General features: G+C 63.6%; 22 protein-coding genes. 10 read left to right on the top strand and 12 right to left on the bottom strand.

Features of this window, described 5'->3' with window-relative positions:
- Nucleotides 1–43 precede the first annotated feature (43 nt).
- Both BLR26_RS20960 and BLR26_RS20955 read left to right on the top strand, forming a co-directional pair.
- Complete coding sequence (locus BLR26_RS20960; RefSeq protein ID WP_371128654.1) at nt 44–1,681, top strand: methyl-accepting chemotaxis protein; 1,638 nt, start codon at nt 44–46, stop codon at nt 1,679–1,681.
- Between the two features lie 114 nt (nt 1,682–1,795).
- Nucleotides 1,796–2,011, top strand: a complete 216-nt coding sequence (locus BLR26_RS20955) for a hypothetical protein (protein WP_093385131.1) — start codon at nt 1,796–1,798, stop codon at nt 2,009–2,011.
- Nucleotides 2,012–2,023: 12 nt separating this feature from the next.
- On the opposite strand, the gene BLR26_RS20950 is transcribed toward BLR26_RS20955, so the two are convergent.
- Nucleotides 2,024–2,233, bottom strand: coding sequence for a hypothetical protein (locus tag BLR26_RS20950; RefSeq protein WP_045202071.1), 210 nt, complete (start codon nt 2,231–2,233; stop codon nt 2,024–2,026).
- 319 nt (nt 2,234–2,552) lie between these two features.
- Here BLR26_RS20950 and BLR26_RS20945 point away from each other — a divergent pair, with 319 nt between their 5' ends.
- Nucleotides 2,553–3,023, top strand: coding sequence for a hypothetical protein (locus BLR26_RS20945; protein ID WP_045202070.1), 471 nt, complete (start codon nt 2,553–2,555; stop codon nt 3,021–3,023).
- Nucleotides 3,020–3,226, top strand: coding sequence for a hypothetical protein (locus tag BLR26_RS20940; protein WP_045202068.1), 207 nt, complete (start codon nt 3,020–3,022; stop codon nt 3,224–3,226). The genes BLR26_RS20945 and BLR26_RS20940 overlap by 4 nt, the downstream gene beginning before the upstream one ends.
- 2 nt (nt 3,227–3,228) lie before the next feature.
- On the opposite strand, the gene BLR26_RS20935 is transcribed toward BLR26_RS20940, so the two are convergent.
- The 7 genes from BLR26_RS20935 to BLR26_RS20905 all read right to left on the bottom strand — a co-directional run bounded on the left by BLR26_RS20935 (nt 3,229) and on the right by BLR26_RS20905 (nt 10,389).
- Nucleotides 3,229–3,594: a Na+/H+ antiporter subunit G gene (locus BLR26_RS20935; RefSeq protein ID WP_045202065.1), complete on the bottom strand. Its 366-nt coding sequence runs from the start codon at nt 3,592–3,594 to the stop codon at nt 3,229–3,231.
- A complete protein-coding gene (locus tag BLR26_RS20930) occupies nt 3,591–3,869 on the bottom strand; it encodes a K+/H+ antiporter subunit F (protein ID WP_038996132.1) in 279 nt (92 codons plus the stop codon). Before BLR26_RS20930 ends, BLR26_RS20935 begins: the two co-directional genes overlap by 4 nt.
- Nucleotides 3,866–4,354 carry a Na+/H+ antiporter subunit E gene (locus BLR26_RS20925; RefSeq protein ID WP_045202063.1) on the bottom strand — a complete coding sequence of 163 codons (489 nt, stop codon included), beginning with the start codon at nt 4,352–4,354 and terminating at the stop codon, nt 3,866–3,868. Before BLR26_RS20925 ends, BLR26_RS20930 begins: the two co-directional genes overlap by 4 nt.
- Nucleotides 4,351–6,036, bottom strand: a complete 1,686-nt coding sequence (locus BLR26_RS20920) for a monovalent cation/H+ antiporter subunit D (RefSeq protein WP_045202061.1) — start codon at nt 6,034–6,036, stop codon at nt 4,351–4,353. The genes BLR26_RS20925 and BLR26_RS20920 overlap by 4 nt, the downstream gene beginning before the upstream one ends.
- Nucleotides 6,033–6,377 (bottom strand): Na+/H+ antiporter subunit C, encoded by a 345-nt coding sequence (locus BLR26_RS20915; protein ID WP_010224297.1) that lies wholly within the window; start codon nt 6,375–6,377, stop codon nt 6,033–6,035. Before BLR26_RS20915 ends, BLR26_RS20920 begins: the two co-directional genes overlap by 4 nt.
- Nucleotides 6,377–9,292 (bottom strand): monovalent cation/H+ antiporter subunit A, encoded by a 2,916-nt coding sequence (locus tag BLR26_RS20910; protein WP_093385126.1) that lies wholly within the window; start codon nt 9,290–9,292, stop codon nt 6,377–6,379. Before BLR26_RS20910 ends, BLR26_RS20915 begins: the two co-directional genes overlap by 1 nt.
- A 149-nt stretch (nt 9,293–9,441) precedes the next feature.
- The gene (locus BLR26_RS20905) at nt 9,442–10,389 is read right to left on the bottom strand and encodes a DMT family transporter (RefSeq protein ID WP_093385122.1); all 948 of its coding nucleotides are present in this window, start codon (nt 10,387–10,389) and stop codon (nt 9,442–9,444) included.
- An 84-nt stretch (nt 10,390–10,473) separates the two neighbouring features.
- On the opposite strand from BLR26_RS20905, the gene BLR26_RS20900 reads away from it, so the two are divergent.
- Nucleotides 10,474–11,037, top strand: a complete 564-nt coding sequence (locus BLR26_RS20900) for a helix-turn-helix domain-containing protein (RefSeq protein ID WP_093385117.1) — start codon at nt 10,474–10,476, stop codon at nt 11,035–11,037.
- 21 nt (nt 11,038–11,058) lie between these two features.
- On the opposite strand, the gene BLR26_RS20895 is transcribed toward BLR26_RS20900, so the two are convergent.
- Entirely contained in the window at nt 11,059–11,616 is a 558-nt protein-coding gene (locus BLR26_RS20895; RefSeq protein WP_093385113.1) for a cysteine hydrolase family protein, read from the bottom strand.
- Nucleotides 11,617–11,723: 107 nt separating this feature from the next.
- On the opposite strand from BLR26_RS20895, the gene BLR26_RS20890 reads away from it, so the two are divergent.
- Both BLR26_RS20890 and BLR26_RS20885 read left to right on the top strand, forming a co-directional pair.
- On the top strand, nt 11,724–12,704 hold the full coding sequence (locus tag BLR26_RS20890) for a GlxA family transcriptional regulator (protein ID WP_093385108.1): 981 nt from the start codon (nt 11,724–11,726) through the stop codon (nt 12,702–12,704).
- Nucleotides 12,705–12,782: 78 nt separating this feature from the next.
- Nucleotides 12,783–14,207, top strand: a complete 1,425-nt coding sequence (locus tag BLR26_RS20885) for an FAD/NAD(P)-binding protein (protein ID WP_093385103.1) — start codon at nt 12,783–12,785, stop codon at nt 14,205–14,207.
- Here the strand turns inward: BLR26_RS20885 and soxR are convergent.
- Nucleotides 14,204–14,668, bottom strand: coding sequence for a redox-sensitive transcriptional activator SoxR (gene soxR / locus BLR26_RS20880; protein WP_093385099.1), 465 nt, complete (start codon nt 14,666–14,668; stop codon nt 14,204–14,206). The genes BLR26_RS20885 and soxR overlap by 4 nt on opposite strands.
- Nucleotides 14,669–14,756: 88 nt before the next feature.
- Between soxR and BLR26_RS20875 the strand changes: the two genes are divergently transcribed.
- Nucleotides 14,757–15,134 carry an antibiotic biosynthesis monooxygenase gene (locus tag BLR26_RS20875; protein WP_093385094.1) on the top strand — a complete coding sequence of 126 codons (378 nt, stop codon included), beginning with the start codon at nt 14,757–14,759 and terminating at the stop codon, nt 15,132–15,134.
- Here the strand turns inward: BLR26_RS20875 and BLR26_RS20870 are convergent.
- Together BLR26_RS20870 and BLR26_RS20865 are read right to left on the bottom strand one after the other, a co-directional pair.
- Entirely contained in the window at nt 15,117–15,887 is a 771-nt protein-coding gene (locus tag BLR26_RS20870) for an alpha/beta hydrolase family protein (RefSeq protein WP_045202044.1), read from the bottom strand. The genes BLR26_RS20875 and BLR26_RS20870 overlap by 18 nt on opposite strands.
- Nucleotides 15,874–16,983, bottom strand: a complete 1,110-nt coding sequence (locus BLR26_RS20865; RefSeq protein ID WP_093385089.1) for a DUF3182 family protein — start codon at nt 16,981–16,983, stop codon at nt 15,874–15,876. Before BLR26_RS20865 ends, BLR26_RS20870 begins: the two co-directional genes overlap by 14 nt.
- Before the next feature lie 219 nt (nt 16,984–17,202).
- Between BLR26_RS20865 and BLR26_RS20860 the strand changes: the two genes are divergently transcribed.
- Complete coding sequence (locus BLR26_RS20860) at nt 17,203–18,363, top strand: cysteine desulfurase family protein (RefSeq protein ID WP_093385084.1); 1,161 nt, start codon at nt 17,203–17,205, stop codon at nt 18,361–18,363.
- Nucleotides 18,364–18,419: 56 nt separating this feature from the next.
- Complete coding sequence (locus BLR26_RS20855; protein WP_093385079.1) at nt 18,420–20,231, top strand: aminopeptidase P family protein; 1,812 nt, start codon at nt 18,420–18,422, stop codon at nt 20,229–20,231.
- The last annotated feature ends 57 nt before the right edge of the window (nt 20,232–20,288 follow it).

Genomic DNA, 20,288 nt, shown 5'->3' with positions numbered 1-20,288 from the left:
TACACCCAAGGAAGCATGGCTAATGGCCTAATAGTGGCGTTTAATGGCCGCACAACAAGACGTGCTGCGATGGAGCCAAAACATGATGCGAGAAGGATCTCTGCCTGGCGCCGTGGTTGAAGGGCAAGCTGCGCCGTTCGCCGTTGCGCCGTGGTCAGATACGGTTTTGCAAAGCCTGGTGCTGGCAGGGTTGCTGGCAGCTATGGCGTTTGCCGGGCTTTCGTTCTATATCGGCCTGCCGCTGGCCTTGCTGGCGCTGTGGCTACCGCGCTTGCGCAAGGCGACGATTGTCGTGCAGCAAACCCGCGAGCCGCTGGCCGAGCTGACCCGCGACCTGGCCCGAACCACCAGCGACAATGCACTGTCGGCGGCCGGAGTGGCGTTCTCGGTGCAACAGTTGGCCGGCAAGCTGCAATCGCAACTGGATGCCGCTGCGCAGATTGTCAGCAGCGCCGAAGTGATGATCGGCACCGAGAAGGCCACCTCGCAGTTGAGCCAACAGGCCCTGGTCGCTGCCCGCAGTGCTCACGAAAGCAGCGCCGCCGGGCGCACGGTGCTGGCCGAGTCGATCCAGCGCATGCATCACCTGAGCGAGCGGGCTACCGCCAGCCGTGAACTGATCGAGGCGCTGCACCAGCGCAGCGAGGACATTGCCCGGGTTACCCTGTTCATCCAGACCATCGCCAGCCAGACCAATCTGCTGGCCCTCAACGCTGCCATCGAAGCCGCCCGGGCGGGTGACCATGGGCGTGGCTTTGCCGTGGTCGCCGACGAGGTCCGCGGCCTGGCCGGGCGCACCGCCAGCGCTACCGAAGAGGTCGGGCAGATGGTCGCCGATATCCAGCAGCGTACGGCGCAGGTGGTCGAGCAGATTCGCGAACTGTCCGATGACCTGCACAGCGGGGTCGACCAGGTCGAACACACCGGCGAGCAACTGGACAGCATTGCCGGGCTGGCTGCCGGGGTCGAGCAGCAGATCGGCGAGATCGCCGAGGGCACCGAGACCAACCGCCTGCAACTGGACAGCCTGTTCGAGGCCGTGGAGCGCATGCGCAGCGACCTGCAGGTCAGCGACCAGCAGACTCAGCGCCTGGCCCAGGCTGCAGTGCAACTGGAAGGGCAGGCTGAAAGCATCAGCGAGCGTCTTGCCGAAGTGGGCCTGGATGACTATCACCAGCGTGTTTACGACCTCGCCCGTCAAGGCGCGCAGCGAATTGGCGAACAGTTCGAGAACGATATTGCCCAAGGGCGCATCAGTATCGAGGACTTGTTCGACCGCCACTACCAGCAAATCCCCGGCACGTCGCCGGCCCGTTTTCGCACCCGCTTTGATCACTATACCGACCAGGTCCTGCCGGCAATCCAGGAGCCGTTGCTCAAGCTGCATGAGGGCCTGGTGTTTGCTATCGCCTGTACCCAGCAGGGCTATGTGCCCACCCACAACACTGCCTTCAATCAGCCGTTGACCGGCGACCCGGCCCTGGATACCGCGCACAATCGCAGCAAGCGCAAGTTCGACGACCGTACCGGCATTCGCTGCGGCAGCCATCAACAGCCGGTGTTGTTGCAAACCTATACCCGCGATACCGGTGAACTGATGCACGACCTGTCGGTACCGATCCTGGTGCAGGGCAGGCATTGGGGAGGCTTGCGTCTGGGCTACCGGCCGCAGCAGGGTTGAGCGGTTTTGTTACCTGCAATGTAAAACAGCTATGCCGGGGATAGCTTTTTCCCTGAGCGCCCAGGTCTTATCATACGCATATCGTTAGGTTGCTAATAAATTCCGGAGGGAATGATGAATAGCCAAGTCGATGTTGCAGTGATGATTGGCAGCGGCGTACCTGCGTCGCTACAGGCGCTGGGCAAGCGGGCGTGCTGGGTGGTGCTGGTCAACGGTGAACGACGAGGCACGGCTTTCGCCAGCCGCAATGAAGCCCAGGAATGCCAGGCGGCCTGGCTGCAGCAGTTGCACGGGGATGACCGGCCCGCCGTTGCGCGTCAGGCCGGTTGAGCCAGGCGCCGGTCAGTTTTCCAGGTGACGGGCCAGGGCACAGGCTTCGGTATGCTCGCGGCGAAAGCCCCTGACGCGTCCGGTGGCCTGTTCGGTGATGTGAAAGAAGCCGATGCCGGCCGGTACTACCACGAAGCGCGGGGTGCTGTTGTGTGAGTGAACAGCATATTCTCTGTAGGAAACGCCTTTAGGCTCTCGACGGAATTCGGTGTTTTCGTGCATATTCGCTTCCCTGTGTTCTGTGGATGATTTCCAGGAGCCCGTCCTGCTAAAGGGCTTGCTCTCATCTATCGCACTTTTGTTGCGGTAGTGCTGTCAGAAAAAGCGTCTCCGTTTAAGGAAATCTGCTGAAAATCTGCAAACTGACTAAAGCTTGCAGTAATGGGTAAACATTCCTGCGGGTTGCTTTGCCAGTCTGCACAGACTTTTCATGCACAAATCCACTAGTCTTTCAGACTTCGAATTGAAGTACCGTTGCCTTGCGGCTGCCTCACAGCCTGCGGGGGGAGCGGCGTGTAATCGGTTTTTGAGGAATTCTTCTTTGGCAGTCAGCAATCTTGATACACATGCCCTGTTCGTTTTGGGCGACCTCAGGGCGAAACTGGTCAAACAGTTTCAATCGCGTTTTGTTTACGTCACCGAACAAAACGCGGAAGGTCTGTACATGGCCGAGATCGATACTGAAACCGCATTGGTGGTGGATGACAAGCAGCGTCTGGAGCTCAAGGTTGGCGATCATTTTCGCGCCGCAGTGTTGCCCAGCCGCGAAGGTGGCAAGCTGGAAATCCGTTTTCGCGAAATCAAACTGACGGTGTATGGCCTGGGTGACTATGCCTTTGTCTCGGTGCCTGAAGGCGAAGGTATTGTCTTCAAGGAAGGCCAGGGCGTGGTGTTGGTATTCGCCGCCCACGAGCAGTTGCAGGAAGGCTTGAGCAAGACCCTCAAGGCCGTGACCCGCAAGGTTGCCAAATGGCAGAAGGGTGAGCTGACCACTTTCAAGGCCAGCGAGTGAGCGCATCCGCCGAGCGCACCAGCCGCGCCGACTTTCATGCCCGGCACCAGGCCCAGGCCCGTGCCCTGGCCGAACAGTGGCTGTCGCAGCGCCCGCAGTTGCAAGGCGCCTGGTTTGCCTGGGTCGCCACTCAGCTCTACCAGTTGAGCCCGCCCGAGTACGCCGCCATGGTCCGCCGCGAGCTGCAGCAGCTCAGCGGCTGAGTTCAGTTGCCGCGGTCGCGGCCACTGCTGACTTCTTCAGGTACATCATGCCCGGCCATGCGCTTGCGAAACAATGCAGCGCGCGCCAGCAGCAGGGTGGTGACCGGCACGGTGATCGACAGCAGGACCGGAATCAGCCAGGCATGCAGCACCGGTGACTCCTTGAGCATCGAGAAGTACAGGATCGAGGCCAGGGCCACGCACCAGGCGCCCAGGGTCGAGGCCAGTGCTGGTGGGTGCATGCGCTGGAAGAAGTCCTTCAGGCGAATCAGGCCGACCGCACCGCTCAGGGCGAACAGGCTGCTGAGTAGCAGTAACACGGCCACCAGCACCTCGACCCACAACGGCAGTTCATTGGCATTGATCATTCGATCACCTCGCCACGCAGAAGGAATTTGGCCAGGGCGAAGGAGCCGACAAAGCCGAACAGCGCGATCAGCAGTGCCCCTTCGAAATAGGTGTCGCTGGCGTAGCGGATACCCAGCACCAGCATCATCAGCATGGCCAGGATATACAGGTAGTCCAGTGCCAGGACCCGGTCCTGCGCCGAAGGGCCGCGAAACAGCCGCCACAGGGTCAGGGCCATGGCCAGGGCGAAGATGAACAGGCTGGCGAGAATGGCATTGGCAAGCAGGCCAGTCATTCGAAGATCTCCATCAGCGGGCGTTCATAGGTGTGCTTGAAGTGCTCGATGAACTGCGCCTCGTCATCCAGATCGAACACATGCAGCAAAAGCACGCTGCGATCCAGTGCCAGCTCCGACCAGATGGTCCCTGGGACCACCGTGGTGATCATCGACAAAGCGGCCAGGCCGTGGGCGTCACGCAGTTCCAGGGGAATGTGCACGAAGCGCGAGCGCGGCGGACGGCGCTTGGCCGACCACACGCCGCGGGCGACCTGCAGGTTGGACACCAGCACATCGACGCCGACCCGCAGGATCAGGCGCACGATGGTGCCCGGGCGGCGAATGCGTACCTGCAGCGGGCGCAGCGGCGCCATCAGTAGCGGCGCAACAACGCCGAGCAGGGCGCCCAGCAGCAGGTTGCCCGGGCTTACCGAGAGGTTCAGCAGCAGCCACAGCAGGCACAGCGACAGCGACAGCAGCGGGGCAGGGAACAGGCGCTTCATGGCTGCACCTCGGTGCTGGCGGCCAGGCTGGTCGGCCCCGGAATCGGTCGGGTGCCGAGCACGGCGCTGACGTATTGCTCGGGGTCCTGCAGGCTGGCGGCGGTGTCCTGGGTGTAGCGCAGCAGCGGCTCGGCGCGCAGGCTGAGCAGCACGCACAAGCCCAGCAGCACCACGATGGGGATGCACTCAAAGCGGCGCAGCAGCGGCGAAGGGCGCTCCTGCGGGGTCCAGAAACGCTGGATGCCAACGCGGGTCATAGCGATCAGCGAAGCCATGCCGGACAGTACCAGCAACGCCACCAACATCCAGCCGGCGACACTCAACGGCTGCTCCGGCGCCACACCCAGCCCTTGCGGGTTGAACAGTGCGCTGATCAGGCTGAGCTTGCCGATAAAGCCCGACAGCGGCGGCATGCCGATGATCAGCAGGGCGCAGGCGATAAAGCTCAAGCCGAGGAAGGCCATGGTCCAGGGGATCACCTGGCCGATCACCGCTTTCTGTTCGTCATCGAGGTTGATGCCTTTGGGTGGGTGCAGCGACTCGACGGGCGAGGGCAGGCCGTCGCCTTCATCATCCAGGGGAATCTCGTTGGCCGAGCGCGAGCGCTCGATCAGCTCAGCCAGCAAAAACAGCGCGCACAGCGCCAGGGTCGAGCTGACCAGGTAGAACAGCGCGGCGGCGGTCAGGGTTGCCTGGCCGAAGCCGATGGCCGCCAGCAAGGTGCCGGCCGAGACCAGGATGCTCAGGCTGGCCATGCGCTCCAGGCGCTGCGCGGCCAGTATCGACACCGCCGCGCAGCCCAGGGTGGCGAGGCCGCCGTAGATCAGCCAGTCGCCACCAAAGAACGCCGAAGCACCGGCCTGTCCGGAAAACAGCAAGGTCCACAGGCGCAGTACGGTATAGAAGCCGACCTTGGTCATGATCGCGAACAGCGCGGCCACCGGTGCGCTGGCCGACGAATATGCCGGCACCAGCCAGAAGTTCAGTGGCCAGATCCCGGCCTTGGCCAGGAACGCCGTGGCCAGAATCGCCGCGCCGGCGTGTAGCAGGCCGCGATCGGCCTCTGGTACCAGCGGGATTTTCAGGGCCAGGTCGGCCATGTTCAGGGTGCCGGTGACGCCGTAGAGCATCGCCGCACCAATCAAAAACAGTGACGAGGCCAGCAGGTTGATGGCGATGTAGTGTAGGCCGGCCTTGACCCGCGCGCGCCCCGAACCATGCAGCATCAGGCCGTAGGAGGCTGCCAGCAACACTTCAAAGAACACGAACAGGTTGAACAGGTCGGCGGTCAGGAAGGCGCCATACAGGCCCATCAGCTGGATCTGGAACAGCGCGTGGAAGCTGGCGCCGGCGCGGTCCCAGCGGGCCATGGCGAACACCAGGGCGCTGACCCCGACGATGCCGGTGAGTACCAGCATCAGGGCCGATAGACGGTCGACCACCAGCACGATGCCGAACGGCGCCGGCCAGTTACCGGGCAAGTAGACGCCAATCGAGCTGGCCTGGCCCTGACCTTGCACCCATAGCAACAGGGTAATGGCGATACCCAGGCCGAGCAGGCTGGAGATCAGGTTGATGCGCGCCTTGAGCGGTCGGCGTTTTTCCCCGAGCAGCAGCATCAGCGCTGCGGTCAGCAACGGCAGCAGGATGGGTGCGGCGATCAGTTGGTTCATCGCACTCATTCGTTAGGCTCCCGGCCATCGACATGGTCGGTCCCGGTCAGACCGCGCGATGCCAGCAGCACCACCAGGAACAGTGCGGTCATGGCGAAGCTGATGACGATCGCGGTGAGCACCAGGGCCTGGGGCAGCGGGTCGGTGTAGTTGAGCAGATCCTGGGGCACGCCGTCCTTGATGATCGGCTCCTTGCCGATGAACAGGCTGCCCATGCTGAAGATGAACAGGTTGACCCCGTACGACAGCAGGCACAGGCCCATGACCACCTGGAAGGTCCGTGGCCGCAGGATCAGCCAGACCCCGGAGGCGGCGAGCACGCCAATGGCGATTGCAATGACTTCTTCCATCAGGCGGCTCCTGCTTGAGTGGGTTTCTGTTGGCTGCCCGGGCGATGACCACGCACCGACTGGTGAGCCAGCGCGGTGAGGATCAGCAGGGTCGAACCGACCACCACGGTGAACACGCCGATATCGAAGAACAGCGCACTGGCCAGGTGGGTGTCACCCAGCAATGGCAAATGCAGGTGCGCGGTGTGGGTGGTCAGGAACGGGTAGCCGAGCAGCATCGCGCCAACCCCGGTGAGGGTCGCGCAGAGCAGCCCGGTGCCCATCCAGCGCAGCGGTCGCAGGCTCATCTGCGCCTCGACCCACTGGGTGCCGGCCACCATGTACTGGAGGATGAACGCCACCGACATTACCAGGCCGGCGACGAAACCGCCGCCTGGCTGGTTGTGGCCGCGCATGAACAGGTACATCGACACCACCAGGGCGATCGGCAGCAGCAGGCGCACCAGCGCCGCCGGCACCATCATGAAACCCAGCGCGGTGTCGGCCGCGTGGCGCGGGTTGACCAGGTCGGTGACCACGTCCGGGGCCAGCAGGCGCTGCTGCGCCGGCAACTGCATGCTCTCCTTGGGCGGGCGGAAGCGTCGCAGCAGGGCGAACACCGCCAGGGCCACGGCCACCAGCACGGTGATCTCGCCGAGGGTATCGAAGCCGCGGAAGTCCACCAGCATGACGTTGACCACGTTGCTGCCGCCACCTTCGGGCAAGGCCCGGCTCAGGTAGAACGAGGAGATGTCGTTGGGGGTCGGGCGGGTCAGCATGGCATAGGACAGCAGCGCCATGCCGCCACCGACGCCGACCGCCAGCAGCAGGTCGCGCAGGCGGCGCAGGCGTGCGCGCTCCTGGGTGCCCGGCAGCGGCGAGACGCCTTCTATCCGCCGTGGCAGCCAGCGCAGGCCGAGCAGGATCAGCACCGTGGTGACCACCTCGACCACCAGTTGGGTCAGGGCCAGGTCCGGGGCCGAGAACCAGACGAAGGTAATGCAGGTCATCAGGCCGCAGACACTGACCATGGTCAGCGCCGCCAGCCGGTGGTACTTGGCCTGCCAGGCAGCGCCCAGGGCGCAGGCAATGGCGATCAGCCAGAGCATGACGAACACACCCGAGCCCGGGATCTTCGGCCGGTCACCCCAGCTCAGGCCGCTGTGCAGCATCGGCAGCAGGCCGGCCAGCAGGGCGATCAGCACCAGCATGAACAGCTGCTTTTGCAGGCGCCGGGTGGTGAACACCCGTTCGAAACGCCGGGCGGTGCGCATGATCAGCACCTGGCCGTGTTCGAACAGGCGCTTGCCGTTGAAGCGCTCGATCAGCGGCGGCGACGGGAAACGCCCGAGCTTGAGCTGGTTGCGCAGCAGCAGGTAAAGGATGATGCCGCCGCTCATGGCGATCAGGCTCATGATCAGCGGCGCGTTCCAGCCGTGCCAGATCGCCAGGCTGTACTCGGGCAGGGTGCCGCCCACCACCGGCAAAGCGGCAGCGGCCAGCAGCGGGCCGACCGATTGCGCCGGGAAGATACCGACCACCAGGCAGGTCATCACCAGCAATTCGACCGGCGCGCGCATCCAGCGCGGCGGCTCGTGGGGCGTGTGCGGCAGGTCGGTGGCCGGCGGGCCGAAGAACACGTCGACGGTAAAGCGCAAGGCATAGGCAACGCTGAAGGTACCGGCGAGGGTGGCGATGACCGGCAAGGCCGCTTCGACCCAGGCGGTGGAGCTGATGAATACGGTTTCGGCGAAGAACATCTCTTTGGACAGGAAGCCGTTCATCAATGGCACCCCGGCCATCGCGGCGCTGGCGACCATGGCCAGGGTCGCGGTGAACGGAATGAGCCGGAACAGACCGCTGAGGCGGCGGATGTCGCGGGTGCCGCTTTCGTGGTCGATGATCCCTGCGGCCATGAACAGCAAGGCCTTGAAGGTGGCATGGTTGAGGATGTGAAACACCGCGGCGACCGCTGCCAGCGGGCTGTTCAGGCCCAGCAGCAGGGTGATCAGGCCCAGGTGGCTGATGGTCGAATAGGCCAGCAGGCCCTTGAGGTCGTTCTGGAACATCGCCGCAAAGGCGCCGAGCACCAGGGTGGCGGCGCCGGCGCCGCTGACGATCCAGAACCATTCCTCGGTGCCGGAGAGCGCCGGCCACAGCCGCGCCAGCAGGAATACCCCGGCCTTGACCATGGTCGCCGAGTGCAGGTAGGCCGAGACCGGGGTGGGCGCCGCCATGGCATGGGGCAGCCAGAAGTGGAAGGGGAATTGCGCGCTTTTGCTCAACGCGCCGAGCAGGATCAGGGGTAACAGGACGGGATACAGGGCATGGTTGCGAATCTGCTCACCGGCAGCGAGGACCTTGTCCAGGTCGTAGCTGCCGACCACATGGCCGAGCAGCAGTACCCCCGCCAGCAGGCATAGGCCACCCGCGCCGGTGACCATCAGGGCCATGTAGGCACCGCGGCGGGCGTCGGCGCGATGGTGCCAGTAGCCGATCAACAGGAACGAGAACAGGCTGGTCAGTTCCCAGAAGAATACAATCTGGATCAGGTTGCCGGAAATCACCAGGCCGAGCATGGCACCCATGAACGCCAGGAAAAAGGCAAAGAAGCGCGGTACCGGGTCTTGCGGCGACATGTAGTAGCGCGCGTACAGCGACACCAGGGTACCGATGCCCAGCACCAGCAAGGAGAACAGCCAGGCGAAGCCGTCCATGCGCAGGACCAGGTTCAGGCCCAGGCTCGGCAGCCACAGGAATTCTTCACGGATCACGCCGCCATGGGCGATCTGCGGGTACATCAAAGCGACCTGGACAGTGCCCACCAGGGCGACCAGTCCGGCCAGCAGCGATTCGCTGTTGCGTGCGTTGTGCGGCAAGACAGCCGCCAGGCAGCTGCCGACGAACGGCAGAAGCAGTAGCACTATCAAGGACATAGATTTCTAATCTGCAGGAGTTTGTAAGGGATCATACGTGGCGACTGGTCGATCACCAACCCGCAAGCTGTCGCAGAATCCTACAAGAGCGCTGTATCAATCCTTTTTTTTATAACAGTTTTTTTCAAAGGATAGCCTGCATTTGTCGATCACAGACCCGGTTCGCGTTCTTCGGCGTGGGCCTCGAGACTCGTCTGCTCTTGGTTACGGCGGCGAAACTTCAGCTCGCTGACCACCACGGCGACGACGATCAGCAAACCCCCAAGCAGGGCCACGCCTGGCAGGCGCTCGCCGGCAATGCGCCCGACGATGCCGGCCCACACCGGTTCACCGGCATAAATCAGCGTGGCACGGGTTGGCGAGACCGATTTTTGTGCCCAGTTCATCGCCACCTGGATCACCGCGCTCATCGCCCCCAGGCCCACGGCGCTGAGCAGCAACAGCCAGGAGAAGTCCGGCAGGCGCTCCTGGGTCGGTACCACCATCATGAACGACAGCGCCGAGGCGGTGGCCAGTTGCACGACGGTTACCCGGCGAACATCCACCTGGCCGGCGTAGCGGCTGATCAGGATGATTTCTGCGGCAATGGCTACGGCGCTGACCAGGGTGGCGATTTCCCCCGGACTGAACTGCAGCGAACCACCACCGGGGCCTGCCAGCAGCATCAGGCCGGCAAACGCCAGGCAGATACCCAGGCTTGGCATCAGACCCGGGCGGCGGCCCAGCACCAGCCATTGCAGCAAGGGCACGAAGGGTACGTACAGGGCGGTGATGAATGCCGACTGGCTGCTGCTGATGGTTTGCAGGCCAACGGTCTGCAGGCCGTAGCCAAGCATGATCGATACACCGATCAACACCCCGGCTTTGAGTTCGGTAGCGGTCAGGCCCGGCAGCGAGCGGGCCGTCACCAGACCGACGAACAAGGCCGCGGCGGCAAAGCGCAAACCGACGAAGAACATCGGCCCGCTGACCGTCATCACGTTATGCACCAGCAAAAAGGTGCCGCCCCAGAGCATAGTGATAAACACCAGCACCAGTTCGGCCTTGCTCAGCCGGAAGGAAACGGAAGGGCGTTCAGCGGAGTTCGTTGGGGTCATGGCCTTGCACACGGAAGAGGGTCGACGCACAATTGCGGCGAAAGTGGGCAGTATACTGCGCAACCCCTATTGATGAGCAATATAGTGCACAAAGATTCCCCCCAACGCGCCTCGGTGCTTCAGCATGTCAGCCAGAACATTCGTCGCCTGCGCCATGCTGCCCAGTTGAGCCAGAGTGCCCTGGCGCAAAAGTCCGGGGTCAGCCGGCGCATGCTGGTGGCCATAGAGGCCGGCGAAAAGAATGTCAGTCTGACTACTCTGGATCTGATCGCCGAAGCCCTGCAAGTTGCCTTCAGTGACTTGATCAAGGCGCCGGATAACCGCGACCCGAGCCGCATCAACGAACTGGCCTGGGCCGGTGTGCATCCCGGCAGCAAGGCCGTGCTGCTGGCAAGCTCCGCCGCCACCCGGGAGGTCGAACTCTGGGAGTGGCGCCTGGAACCCGGTGAGGTCTACCCCTGCGAGCCCGATGCCGATGGCTGGAGCGAGCAGTTGTTTGTGTTCGAAGGATGCCTGACCCTGGAGGTCGAAGGGCAGCAACAGCGGCTCAATGCTGGCGAGTTCTTCACCTTTGCCAGCAATCGCCGCTATGCCTATCGCAATGACGGCGAGGTGGCGACCCGCTTCGTGCGCAATGTGGTGATCTGAGCCCGCGGCGGGTCACGGCACTCAGCGCTTGGTGTCGGTCAGGTAGTGCTCGGTGGAAATCACCTGGGCGTAGGCGAAGGCCAGCGATGCCATAAAGGCTGCATGCACCTGCGCCGCCGGCACGGTGATACCGTTGAACTCCAGGGCGCGGGTCGCGCAGGCATCGTGAACCACGGTGACGCCATAGCCGTAATCGGCCGCCGCGCGGCAGACGGCATCGATGCACATGTGGCTCATGCTGCCGATCACCGTGAGTTCGCTGACGTTCTGCTCGTCCAGCAACTGCTTGAGCCCGGTACCCAGGAACGAATTGACCTTGTGCTTGAGCAGCACCGGCTCGCCTGCGCGGCTGGCGGCCTTGGGGTGAATCTGCGCACCTTGCGAGCCCGGGGTGAAGAACGGCGCGTCTTCGGACTCGAACTCGTGGCGTACATGCACCACCAGGTCGCCGCGGGCGCGGGCGGCCTCAAGGATGCTGGCGGCGTTGTCGGCTGCCGCATCGGCACCATCCAGGGTCCATTTGCCGCCGGGGAAGTAATCGTTCTGGATATCGATGACGATCAGTGCCTGCTTGCTCATGTCAAAAGCCTCGTGTTGGGGAGTGGTTGTGGCGTGGTGATAGTTATAGGCTTGGACGATGCGCTTGCGGATTGGCGCGAACGACAAATTGGCGGGAAAAACTGACAATGGCAGCGGCGCAGGACACTCTGGAAATTGGCGTGCTGGTTTATCCCGGCGCGCAACTGGCCGCCGTGCATGGCCTGACCGATCTGTTTGCCGTGGCCAACCGCCTGCGCCTGGAGTTGGGGGCGCTGGAGCGGCCTGCACTGCGCGTCAGCCATTGGAGCGAGGGGCCTGATCAGCAACTGCAGGTAACCTTCGACACGCACCCAGGCAGCCTGCACCCGCTGCGGGCCATGATCATCCCGCCGAGCCTGACCCAGGCGCCCTCGCCCGAACTGCTCGATCGCTACTGTGCCAGCCTGCGTCAATGGCATGCGGACGGCGCGTTGCTGGTGTCGGTTTGCGTCGGGGTGTTCTTCATCGCCGCCAGCGGCCTGCTTGACGGGCGCCCGGCGACCACCCACTGGAATTTCGCGCAATCACTGGCCGAGCGCTTTGCGCAGGTGCAGGTCGAAGCCAACCTGCCGCTGCTCGATGACGGCGACATCATCACCTCGGCCGGGTTGATGGCCTGGACCGATCTGGGCCTGAAACTGGTCGAGCGTTTCCTGGGCGAAACCCTGGCGGCGGAGACTGCGCGGTTCCTGGCGGTCGAACGGGTCAGCGGCGGGCAGCACCCCGGCAGCGTCTTCAGCCCTCGGCTGGACCACGGCGATGAGGCGGTGCTCAAGGTCCAGCACTGGTTGCAGGGCAGTGGCGCGCGTGAGGTGTCGCTGGCGGCCATGGCCGCGTGTGCCGGCCTTGAGCAGCGCACTTTCCTGCGCCGCTTTCGCAGCGCCACGGGCCTTAAACCCACCGAGTACTGCCAGCAGGTCAGGGTCGGGCGGGCTTGCCGCATGCTTGAGTTCACCAACCGCTCAATCGACCAGATCGCCTGGGGTGTCGGCTATCAGGACCCGGGCGCGTTTCGCAAAGTGTTCTTCAAGGTCACCGGCCTTGCCCCCAGCGACTACCGGCGCCGACTCACCGCTGTGGTGGCTTGATCCTACTTTGGTACAGGCCGGGCTGCGCACCTGGCGTTTTGTTGCCTATTATCCGTTGCAAACAAGACGGAGAACGCCATGAGCGCCCCTGAACACCCCAACAACCCTGCGGCTGATGTGCTGATCATCGGCGGTGGCTTGAGCGCAGCGCTGCTCGCGGCGCAGTTGCTGCGCCAAGCCGGCCAGCGCCGTGTACTGGTCGTCGAGCCACGCGATGAACTGGGGCGCGGCGAAGCCTACAGCGCCACGCACCTGGGGCACACCCTCAACGGCAATGCCGCGCGCATGAGTGTCGACCCGGACAACGCCGATGACCTGAGCCAGTGGCTGGGCCAGCACATTGCTGCCGGAGGCTGGCCAGAGTCGGCCGCGCAAGGGGTACCGGTGACAGAGCTGTTTGCGCCTCGCGGGCTGTTTGGCGTGTATGTCCGTCAGCGCCTGGCCGAGGCGCAGGCGGTGGGTGCGCAGCAGGGCTCGTGGCTTGAGCATGTTCAGGCCGAGGCGCTGGACCTGGCGGTGGATGAACTGGGGCTCAGCGTAAGCCTGGCCGACGGTCGGACCTTACGCGCCAGCCGGGCCGTCCTGGCCACCGGCATGTTTGCCGCCGCGCGTACTCCCCAACGCGGCGACAATGCTTTCAACAGCGCCTGTGTGGACCCCTGGGATATCCAGGCCATGCGGTCGATCAACCCGGACGGCCGGGTGGTCATTATCGGTTCCGGGTTGACCATGGTCGACGCCGTGGTGTCGCTGCAGGCAGCCGGCCATCGCGGCCCGATCGAGGTGTTTTCGCGCCACGGCCTGCTACCTCATGTACGTCGTCAACCGCCGGCATGGGAAGATTTTCTCGCTGCGGACCTGTCACTGCGCAGTCCATTGCAACTGCTGCGGGCCTTGCGCAATCAGTGCCGCTTGGCCCAGCAGCAGGGCATCGACTGGCAGGCGCCCCTGGACACCGTGCGCGTGCATATCGGCAGGCTCTGGAGCCAGGCCAGCGAGCGTCACAAGCGCCAGTTCGTGCGCCATGTGCGGCCCTGGTGGGAGAGCCATCATCATCGATCGCCACCGCCGGGAGCGGCATTGCTGGCGCAGTTGATCGAAGCAGGGCGATTGCGGATTCATGCGGCGTCGTTGCAAGGGGTCGAAACCGGCGCCGACCGCCTGCCGGTGGTCAAGCTGCGCTTTCGCGGGCAAACGCAGGTCGAGCGGATCAGCGCCGACGCCCTGATCAATTCCACCGGTATTGAGTACGACTGGCGCCGGGTAGCCCGGCCCTTGCCGCAGAATTTGCTGCAACGCCGGCTGATCCAGCCGGGGCCGCTGGCCCTGGGCATCGCCGCAAACGCCCAGGGCGCGGTGCAGGATGGCGAGGGCCGCTACAGTTCGCAGCTGTTTGCCATGGGCCCGCCGCTGCGCGGGTTGTGGTGGGAGAGCACATCGGTGACCGACGTGGCCTTGCAGGCCAAGGCGCTGGCGCAGCTTCTGGCCGGCACGGGCCGTTAGTCGTCGTGTTCGGCGCCAGGCTCCAGCAGTTGCGGCCCGGGGCCCTGTTCGCCGAGCTGGTCGTCACAGTTGCGCAGCGGGCAGCTTTGCAGCGACATGCAGCCGCAGCCGATGCAGCCGTCGAGCTGGTCGCGCAGCACCATCAGCTTGTCGATGCGCCGGGTCAGGTCCTGGCGCCATTGCTCCGATAGCCGTTGCCAGTCCTTCACGCTCGGTGCACGGCCCACCGGCAGCGTTTGCAACGCGGCATGAATGGTGGCCAAGGGAATACCCAGGCGTTGCGCCATCTTGATCACCGCCACCCGACGCAGGGTTTCGCGCGGGTAGCGGCGCTGGTTGCCGGCGCTGCGGGTGCTGTAGATCAGGCCTTTGCTTTCGTAGAAATGCAGGGCGGTCACGGCCACGCCGCTGCGCGCCGACAGTTGGCCGACGCTGAGGGCGCTCTGGGCGGTATCGGGCATGACAGGATTTCTCTTGACCTCTAGTTAACTCGAGGTTTTACCCTGCCTGCCATCGCACCGCAAGTGCAAAGGCAGAGGGAGTAGCTTCATGCTGGTTTCAGACAATAGCCTGTGTTTTACCCAGATGATCGAGTTCGAGGTGGCGCCGGATCGTCAACACGCGCTGGCCCAGGCGCTGGTGCTGCGCAGCGAGTACCTTGCCGTGCAGCACAACGGCCTGGTCGCTGCCAGTATCCAGGCCAGCGATGATGGCAGCCGGGTATTGCAATACCTGCAGTGGCGGTCGCGTACTGCCTGGGAGGCTGCTGTCAGCAGTTTCGAGCAGGAGCCGTTCCTGCAACTGATTCGCCAGCACCAGGCCAGAAGCGTGAACTTCAATGCCTTCCAGACCCTCAGCAGCCTGGCGCGTACAGCCGAGCACGGGCTGCACTGCCAACTGCCTATGGACTCAGGAGTACCAGGGTGAATGATGCGGGTAGCGGTCAAGTCGCGCGCCAATGACCATTTCGCTGATCCAGGCACTGAGAATAGAGCTGTAGGCCTTCTGGCTGCGGTCGCTGGACAGCGCGTGGTCCGCGCCGTCGACGATCCGGTGGGTCAGCGAATGGGCACTGACGAAGGCTGAGCGGTAACTCATCAAGGTGCTGTGTGGCACGAAGTCGTCCTGTTCCGACTCCACCAGCAGCACATCGCCGGCAAACTCGGCGCAGGCGCCCAGTGCACGGTTGTCTGCCGGCGCGAGCGGGCGCTGACGGTAGTCGCTCAGACGCTGGCGGTCGAGGGCTTGTTTGGGCAGCTTCCATTCCTCATCCCAGTACAGCGCCGGCACCCGTAATGCCAGCCATTTGACCGGGCGCAAGGCTGTAAGCAAGGTCGCCAGGTAGCCGCCGTAGCTGCTGCCGATCAGGGCGATGGCGCTGCTGTCGACTGCCGGATGACTGACCAGCCGATCGTAGGCGCCAACCAGGTCAGCGAGGTTCTGCTCGCGGGTAACGCTCAGGCGCTGGCTTTCGGTCTTCTCGTGGCCACGCAGGTCGAAAGTCATGCACACGCAGCCAAGGCCGGTGATCTGCTTGGCCCTGGCCAGGTCGCGTTGCTGGCTGCCACCCCAGCCGTGCACAAAGAGGATGGCGGGCACCTTGGCACTGGGGCTGACGATGGTTCCGGCGATGCTCTCGCCATCGACCGGAATCTCGATCGCTTCGCTATGGATGGTCATAGTCGCGGATCCGTGCGTATTTGCAGACTCGTCCGAGTTCACTGTCGTCCCCCTGATAGAAAATCGTCGCATCGGCGGGCAGCTCAGGCGCGTCGAAGGCTTCATGGGTGGAGGCGCGCACGCGCATCAGCGCCGGGTCAGCGGCAAACGCCTGCAGCGCCAGTACCTCGGCACTGCTGGCACCACCGATGCGCCAGGATTGTTCGAGCACGCCGCTGCGCAGCTTGCCCTGGCTGTTAAGGCCGCGTGCCACGTCATAGTTGCGCCGTGAGGCAATAAACCCAGGGAAGCTCTGCAGCGCGGCCTGTTCGTAGGTCCTGGCCTGGGTAATGGCCAGGCGCAGGTGATCTTCCAGTTGCAGTTGCAGCAGGTCGTCGTAGTCACCGCGCACCAGCACCAGGTCCGACCCGCCGTAGATCTCCTCGCCCTGATGGTCGCGGGTCAACTGTTGGGTGCCGTAGTAGCTGCAGAGGATGCCGGCGACCAGGGCCTGGCCGACGCTGAAGGTCTGCACCTGGCTGAGGTTCTCCTCCAGGGTCAGGCCCCAGAGGGCTATTTCCTGTTCATCCATGGCGCCCAGTGCCTGTTCCAGGCCTTTCATGTCGTCGATCACGGATTGCCCGCGGCCTGCGGTGGCGCGTACCGGCTTGAGGCGCAGGGGCCCCTCGCGCAACAGCAATTGTGCGGCGCGCAGGGCATCGTCGAGGCTAAAGACGCTGTAGCCACGAAGCAGCGCATCCTGGGCCAGACGGGCGAAATCATTGCTCCAGCCCAGCGGAAAACGCGCATCGGCCGCAATCGGGTGGGAAATCGCCTTGGTGGCCATAAACGGCTGGCTGACCAGGCCGCCAAACAGATCGGTCGGTGCGCCAATGCCCATTGCCCGATAGCGTTCGGCACCGATCAGGGTTTCAGTGGGCAGGTAGTAGAAGTTCTGTTTTGCCGTCGGCGGCTGGGCAGGGCTGACCACCTCGGTGTGGAACAACTGCGCGAGCCGTTCGGCGAGCTTGAGGTGCACACTGTGTTCGTGTTCGGGTGTACTTTGACGGGTATCCAGCAGCACCACGCCTTGCTTGCGGTCTGTCGATCGGAGCATGGGCAGATCCTCCGTTGCCGGGCTGTACTGAATGTGAAGTCCATGAGTGGTAGAAGTTCAGGGTGAGTGACTGAAGGATGGTTTTTAGGTTATATAAATATGAAAATTGATAATTTATAGTTCTATTGGTGGCTGGTGCACTATGGCGTTGCACTTTCCCTACACGGATTTAGGCAACGTCTGCTTTGCATGGCGACGACAACCAGAGAGCCTGCTGTCATGAACGATCTTCCGCTGTATTTCGACTACGCCGCCACGACACCGGTCGACGAGCGAGTCATCCAGGCCATGGTCAGCTGTCTGGGCGCCTCGGGCAATTTTGGCAATCCGGCCTCCAGCTCCCATTGCTACGGGCAGAACGCGCGCACGGCCGTGGAGAATGCCCGTGCCCAGGTTGCCGGGCTGGTGGGTGCGCAGGCCGGGCAGATCGTCTGGACCTCGGGGGCGACCGAATCGAACAACCTGGCGCTCAAGGGCCTCGCCCAGGGGCGCCAGGGTGGTCACATCATTACCAGCCAGATCGAACACAAGGCGGTGCTCGATACCGTTCGCCAGCTTGAGCAAAACGGATTCGAGCTGACCTTGCTCGCGCCCGACGCCCAGGGCCTGATCACAACCGAAGCGCTGCGCGCAGCCCTGCGCGAAGATACCTTCCTGGTTTCACTGATGCTGGTGAATAACGAGCTGGGGACCGTCAACGATATCCCGGCGCTGGCCGAGGTTGTACGCCAGCATGGCGCCTTGCTGCATGTGGACGCGGCGCAAGGGGCGGGCAAGCTGTCGATCGACCTGGCCCGCTGGCCGGTCGACTTGATGTCCTTTTCCGCGCACAAGGTCTATGGGCCCAAAGGCATTGGCGCCTTGTATGTAGGAGAGCACGCCAGGCCCTTGCTGCAAGCGCAGATCCACGGCGGCGGGCACGAAGGCGGGCTGCGCTCCGGGACGCTGGCAACGCACCAGATCGTCGGCATGGGCGAGGCGTTTGCCGTGGCCCAGGCGCTGCTTGAAGACGAAACCCGGCGCATCGCTCATCTGCAGCAGCGCTTGCTCGATCAGTTGCTGAGCGTGCCCGGAGTGAAGCTCAACGGCAGTGCCGGGCAACGCATCGCGCATACCCTGAGTCTTACCTTCGGCGGTGACGTTCCCGATTTTTCGACGTTGGCCCAGACCTTGGCATTTTCTTCGACCTCAGCCTGCAATTCGGCGAGCAATGCAGCGTCCCACGTGCTTCTTGCGCTGGGGCTCGAGCCGCAAGCCGCGCGCCAGACCCTTCGCCTGAGCCTGGGCCGCTACACCCGGGCAGAAGACATCGACCAGGCAATCCGCGCGATCAAGGCCTCGTTACAATCACAACCCTTCTGGGCGGTTGCCCAGGGCTGAAGCCTGTTCCATTATCAGCGCCTATAACAATGGATGCCGTGGTAGCAGGAGTCAGCATGAACACTCAGTCTTCAACGCAGGAAGCGGTGAATACGCGCCTGGAACGTATTCGTGAAGTGATGCAGCGCGAAGGCGTCGATGCCCTGTTGGTGCCTTCGGCCGACCCGCACCTTTCCGAATACCTGCCCGGTTATTGGCAGGCCAGGCAATGGTTGTCCGGGTTCCATGGCTCGGTCGGCACCTTGATCGTCAGCGCCGACTTCGCCGGCCTGTGGGCGGACAGCCGCTATTGGGAACAGGCAGAAAAGGAACTGGCGGGCACTACCATCGAACTGGTGAAGTTGCTGCCAGGCAAGCCCGGTCCGCTGGACTGGCTGGCCGAGCAGGCCCCTGAAGGCGGCGTGGTTGCGGTCGACGGCGCGGTCATGGCCCTGGCATCTGCACGCCAGCTGGGCGAGCGGCTCAAGGCGCGCAACGTGCGTTTGTTAAGTGATAGGGATCTGCTCGGGCAAATCTGGGCTGACCGCCCGGCGCTGCCGGAAAACCCGGTGTACCAGCACCTGCCGCCCGAAGCCACGGTCAGTCGTGCCGAAAAGCTGGCCAACCTGCGTCAGGCCATGGGCGAGCGTGGCGCCGACTGGCACTTCATCGCCACTCTGGACGACATCGCCTGGCTGTTCAACCTGCGCGGAAGTGACGTTTCCTACAATCCGGTGTTCGTCTCCTTTGCCCTGATCAGCCAAGGTCAGGCCACCCTGTTCGTCGCCCTGAACAAGGTCGACGAACATTTGCGTCATGTGCTGGAAGTCGACGGCATCAGTTTGCGCGACTATGCCGAGGTTGCCTCGGCACTGGCCGCGATTCCCGCTGGCGCCAGCCTGCTGATCGACCCGGCGCGAGTTACCAGTGGCCTGTTGGCCAATGCCGCCAATGGCGTTCGCCTGGTAGAAGGGTTGAACCCGACCACGCTGGCCAAGTCGCAGAAAAGCGCAGCCGACCTTGCACATATCCGCAAGGCCATGGAGCAAGATGGCGCGGCGCTGTGCGAATTCTTCGCCTGGTTCGAGGCGGCCCAGGGGCGCGGCGAGCCGATCACCGAGCTAAGCGTGGATGAACAGCTCAGTGCTTCGCGTGCACGTCGCCCGGGGTTCGTCTCGCTGAGCTTCTCGACCATCGCCGCCTTCAATGCCAATGGCGCCATGCCGCATTACCGGGCAACCGACGAATCCCACGCGCGCATTGAAGGCGATGGTCTGTTGCTGATCGATTCCGGCGGACAGTACCTGGGCGGGACTACCGACATCACCCGGATGGTGCCGATAGGCAACCCCTCTGTTGAACAAAAACAGGACTGCACCCGGGTACTCAAAGGTGTCATTGCATTGTCCCGCGCGCGTTTCCCTCGCGGCATCCTGTCGCCACTGCTCGATGCCATAGCCCGTGCGCCCATCTGGGCGGAGCAGGTCGACTACGGTCATGGCACAGGGCATGGTGTCGGCTACTTCATGAATGTGCATGAAGGGCCGCAGGTGATTGCCTATCAGGCCGCCGCCGCGCCACAGACCGCCATGCAGGCGGGAATGATCACCTCGATCGAGCCCGGTACCTATCGTCCCGGCGAGTGGGGCGTGCGTATCGAGAACCTGGTGTTCAACCGTGAGGCGGGCAAAAGCGTGTTTGGCGACTTTCTCGAGTTTGAAACCCTGACGCTGTGTCCGATCGATACCCGCTGCCTGCTGACGGAGCGATTGAGTAGTGAGGAGCGTGACTGGCTCAATGGCTATCACGCAGAGGTACGCAAGCGCCTTTCGCCATTGTTGGAGGGGCCTGCGTTGCGTTGGTTGCAGGTTCGTACGGAATCGATCTGATATCTAGACGGCAGTGACAGCAAGGGCAGCCTGTGGGCTGCCCTTGTTTTTTGATCA

Source organism: Pseudomonas sp. UC 17F4, assembly GCF_900101695.1.
Taxonomy (GTDB): domain Bacteria; phylum Pseudomonadota; class Gammaproteobacteria; order Pseudomonadales; family Pseudomonadaceae; genus Aquipseudomonas.
Note: the sequence above shows the minus strand (reverse complement) of the source record. Positions and strands in the feature narration are given on the sequence as shown.